The sequence below is a fragment of the Vibrio sp. genome (assembly GCF_984391705.1).
In genome coordinates this window covers 1-3420 of sequence record NZ_CFHWOM010000120.1, presented here as the reverse complement: position 1 = coordinate 3420, position 3420 = coordinate 1, and the positions used below count along the sequence as shown (strand labels likewise).

Below are 3420 nucleotides of genomic sequence, written 5' to 3'. Positions count from 1 at the left end.
TGATGTATCGCATGATCGATACGCTTGAGCAATTCATCAAAGCGGACGTTCCGTTTGACACTGAAACTCGTTTAGGTCGTGTTGAAAAATTACGTGATCTTCTTTCTAACTCTAAAGTAACGACTTCAGAGAAGTTCCGTCAGGTTCTTGAAGCATACACAATTGAGACTGATTACAGCTCAACAATGGTTGCATCTCAAGGCTCACTAGAAATCAACGGTAAAAACATCAACGTTGACTTCGCACGTATTGGCCGTGTTGCATTTGTTGCTCAATCATTCGACCTTAAGCACGCTTGGGTTTGGAACAACAGCGCAAAACAGTGGGATGAGCTAGGCGAAGAGTATATCAAGCCAGTTAAAACTTTCATCCGTATCGCACGTGGTCAGGCTGCACCTGAACTACTAGCACTTCCAATCTTTGGCGCGGAGTAATAAATAATGAAGAAATTATTTAAAGGTTTTGCAGTAGCGGCTGCTCTATCTGTTTCAGCTGGTGCAGCTCTAAACGCGCACGCAAACACTGAAACTCTAGACAAAATCCTTCAAGAAGTTAAACAAAATCGTATTTCTGAAGGTAAAATCAACAAGCAACGTGAGCAAGAGTTCCTTTCTGCTCGTGCTGATAAGCAAGCACTTCTAAACAAAGCTAAGCGTGATTTAGCTAACGAGAAGGCACGTGGTGAGCGTTTAAACAACCAGTTTAAACAAAACGAAATCACACTTGCTGAAAAAGAAGTTGAGCTTCAAAACGCAACTGGTACTTTAGGTGAGATGTTCGGTGTTGTTCGTCGTTCAGCTTCTGAAGCGATTGGTTCAATCGAAGCATCACTTGTAAGTGCACAAAAGCCAGGTCGTGCAGAAGTTCTTCGTTCACTAGCTGCTGCTAAAGAACTACCGACTACTCGCGAACTAGAAGAGCTTTGGATTGCATTCCAAACTGAAATGACTGAATCTGCAAAAGTATCTACTTTCGAAGCACAAGTTGCTGAGCTAAGTGGTGAAATCAATACTAAGCAGGTTACTCGTGTTGGTAACTTCAACCTAATCACAAAAGACGGCTACGTAGTATATGATGCAGCTAACAAAGCTATCGTTCCACTAGGTAAGCAGCCAGATGGTCATATCTTCAACACTGTTGCAGATCTTCTAAATACACAAGCTGGTTCATACACTAAGTTCTATGTTGACCCTGCGCGTGGCGGTATCCTTCGTCTAAACACTCAGCGTGCAACTGTTGAAGAACGTTGGCACCAGGGTGACACAGTTGGTTACATCATCACTGCATTACTTGCAATCGGTGCGTTACTAGCGTTAGTTCGTTTCCTAGACCTTCTAATGGTTAGTGCTAAAATCAAAGCACAGGTTAAGAACATCAACACGCCTAACGAAAACAACCCACTTGGTCGTATTCTTAAAGTATACCATGACAACAAAAACCAAGACGTTGAAAACCTTGAGCTTAAGTTAGACGAAGCAATTCTTCGTGAAACGCCTCGTATCGAAGCTGGTATCAACATCATCAAGATCTTAGCTGCTATCGCACCGCTACTAGGTCTACTTGGTACAGTTGTTGGTATGATCTTAACGTTCGAATCAATCACACTATTCGGTACTGGTGATCCGAAGATCATGGCAGGTAACATCTCTCTAGCGCTTGTAACAACAGCTCTAGGTCTGATTGCTGCACTACCACTAATCCTATTACACGCAATCGTTTCAGGTCGTAGTAAAGCAGTTCTACATATCCTAGACGAGCAGAGTGCAGGTATTGTTGCTGCACATGCGGAGAAGGAGAAAGCCTAATGCTAGTCCTGATGGAGATTTGGGAATCTATCAGGGATTTTGTTGGCACAGGCGGCCAGGTATTATACGTGGTCGCGATAGCACTCTTTCTAATGTGGGTATTAATGATTGAGCGCTATTGGTTCCTACTCGCCGAGTATCCGAAAATGAAAGCGGATATCGTAGCGAAGTGGGACGCCCGCCAAGACACTACGTCTTGGTACGCACACAGAATCCGCGATGCATGGATTTCTGAAGCGTCTGAAAAATTAGAAGCGCGCATGTTGATTATCAAAACATTGGTAGCCATGTGTCCATTAATCGGCCTACTAGGTACTGTAACGGGTATGATCAGCGTTTTCGAAACGATGGCTACTCAAGGTACTGGTAACGCTCGTCTAATGGCATCGGGTATTTCAATGGCAACGATACCAACAATGGCAGGAATGGTTGCGGCACTATCTGGTGTATTCTTCAGCACTCGCCTAGAAGCTAGAGCGAAAATGGCTAAAGAAAAGCTAGTAGATAGTTTGCCTCATCACTAAAGAGAGATATTAATATGGCACGTAAACAACGTTTTCGTGAGGAAGAAGAAGCAGCAGTAGACATGACACCGATGCTAGACATCGTATTCATCATGCTTATCTTCTTCATCGTAACAACTTCTTTCGTGAAAGAAGCTGGTATTGAAGTACAAAAGCCAAAGGCTGCACAAGCTCAAACTAAAAAGAATGCTAACGTCTTTATCGCTATTAAAGAAAATGGTGAGATCTGGATGGATAAGCGTGCTGTTGACGTTGAGCGTGTTAGTGCAAACCTTGAGAGCATCCTAGCTGAGCAACCTACTGAAACCGTAATTATTCAAGCTGATAAAGGCTCGAAGCACGGTGTGGTTGTTAAAGTTATGGACCAAATCAAGGCGACTGACGATCAATTAAAAATCTCAATCGCTGGAGCTAAGTAATGATTCGTTTTCTGTTTTCACTTGTAACAGGTGGGGCAGTTACTTTCGGCTTGTTTTATTTTATGGCATTTCTGATCTCTGGCGGAGCAGATAGAGCTGAAAATAAAAAAGAAGAAATTGTAGTCGAAATTTTGACGAATCCACCTGAATCTGAGGTTCAAGAGCGCAGACGTGTTCCGCCTCCACCTCCGCCGCCGCCGCAGCAGCCGCCTAAACCGCAGCCGCCGCAGCCTGACAATGCTAACCCAAATCCGGGTGCTATTGGCTTTAACATGCCTAGCATCGACATTGGTGGCACTGCAGGTGGCCTAAGTGGGCCTGGTGAATTTGGTCGTGATGGTGATGCAACACCAATTGTTCGTATTGAGCCGAAATACCCGACTCAAGCGGCACGTGATGGTAAAGAAGGTTGGGTACAACTTTCATTCACTATTAACGAGCTTGGTGGTGTTGAAGATGTAAAAGTTATTGATGCTGAACCGAAGCGTATTTTCAACCGTGAAGCGATGAGAGCCTTGCGTAAGTGGAAATACCGTCCGAAAATCATCGATGGCAAACCGCAAAAACAACCTGGTCTTACTGTACAGTTAGACTTTAAACTTAACCAAGATTAATAAGGAGCGAAGAAATGAAGCAATTACATAAAGCAACAGCTCTTGCGCTACTTATGAC

5 protein-coding genes are annotated in these 3420 nt (G+C 43.8%); all 5 read left to right on the top strand.

The annotated features are described in order from the left end of the window. The coding region (locus AC4MRV_RS21690) for a DUF3450 domain-containing protein (protein WP_491189348.1) at positions 1-434 on the top strand (434 nt) is incomplete at its 5' end. Between the two features lie 6 nt (positions 435-440). Continuing rightward, positions 441-1805: a MotA/TolQ/ExbB proton channel family protein gene (locus AC4MRV_RS21685; RefSeq protein ID WP_058030194.1), complete on the top strand. Its 1365-nt coding sequence runs from the start codon at positions 441-443 to the stop codon at positions 1803-1805. Beyond that, positions 1805-2329 (top strand): MotA/TolQ/ExbB proton channel family protein, encoded by a 525-nt coding sequence (locus tag AC4MRV_RS21680; protein ID WP_058030193.1) that lies wholly within the window; start codon positions 1805-1807, stop codon positions 2327-2329. The genes AC4MRV_RS21685 and AC4MRV_RS21680 overlap by 1 nt, the downstream gene beginning before the upstream one ends. Before the next feature lie 14 nt (positions 2330-2343). Then, positions 2344-2748: an ExbD/TolR family protein gene (locus tag AC4MRV_RS21675; protein WP_491189347.1), complete on the top strand. Its 405-nt coding sequence runs from the start codon at positions 2344-2346 to the stop codon at positions 2746-2748. Then, positions 2748-3362: an energy transducer TonB gene (locus tag AC4MRV_RS21670; protein WP_058030191.1), complete on the top strand. Its 615-nt coding sequence runs from the start codon at positions 2748-2750 to the stop codon at positions 3360-3362. The genes AC4MRV_RS21675 and AC4MRV_RS21670 overlap by 1 nt, the downstream gene beginning before the upstream one ends. The last annotated feature ends 58 nt before the right edge of the window (positions 3363-3420 follow it).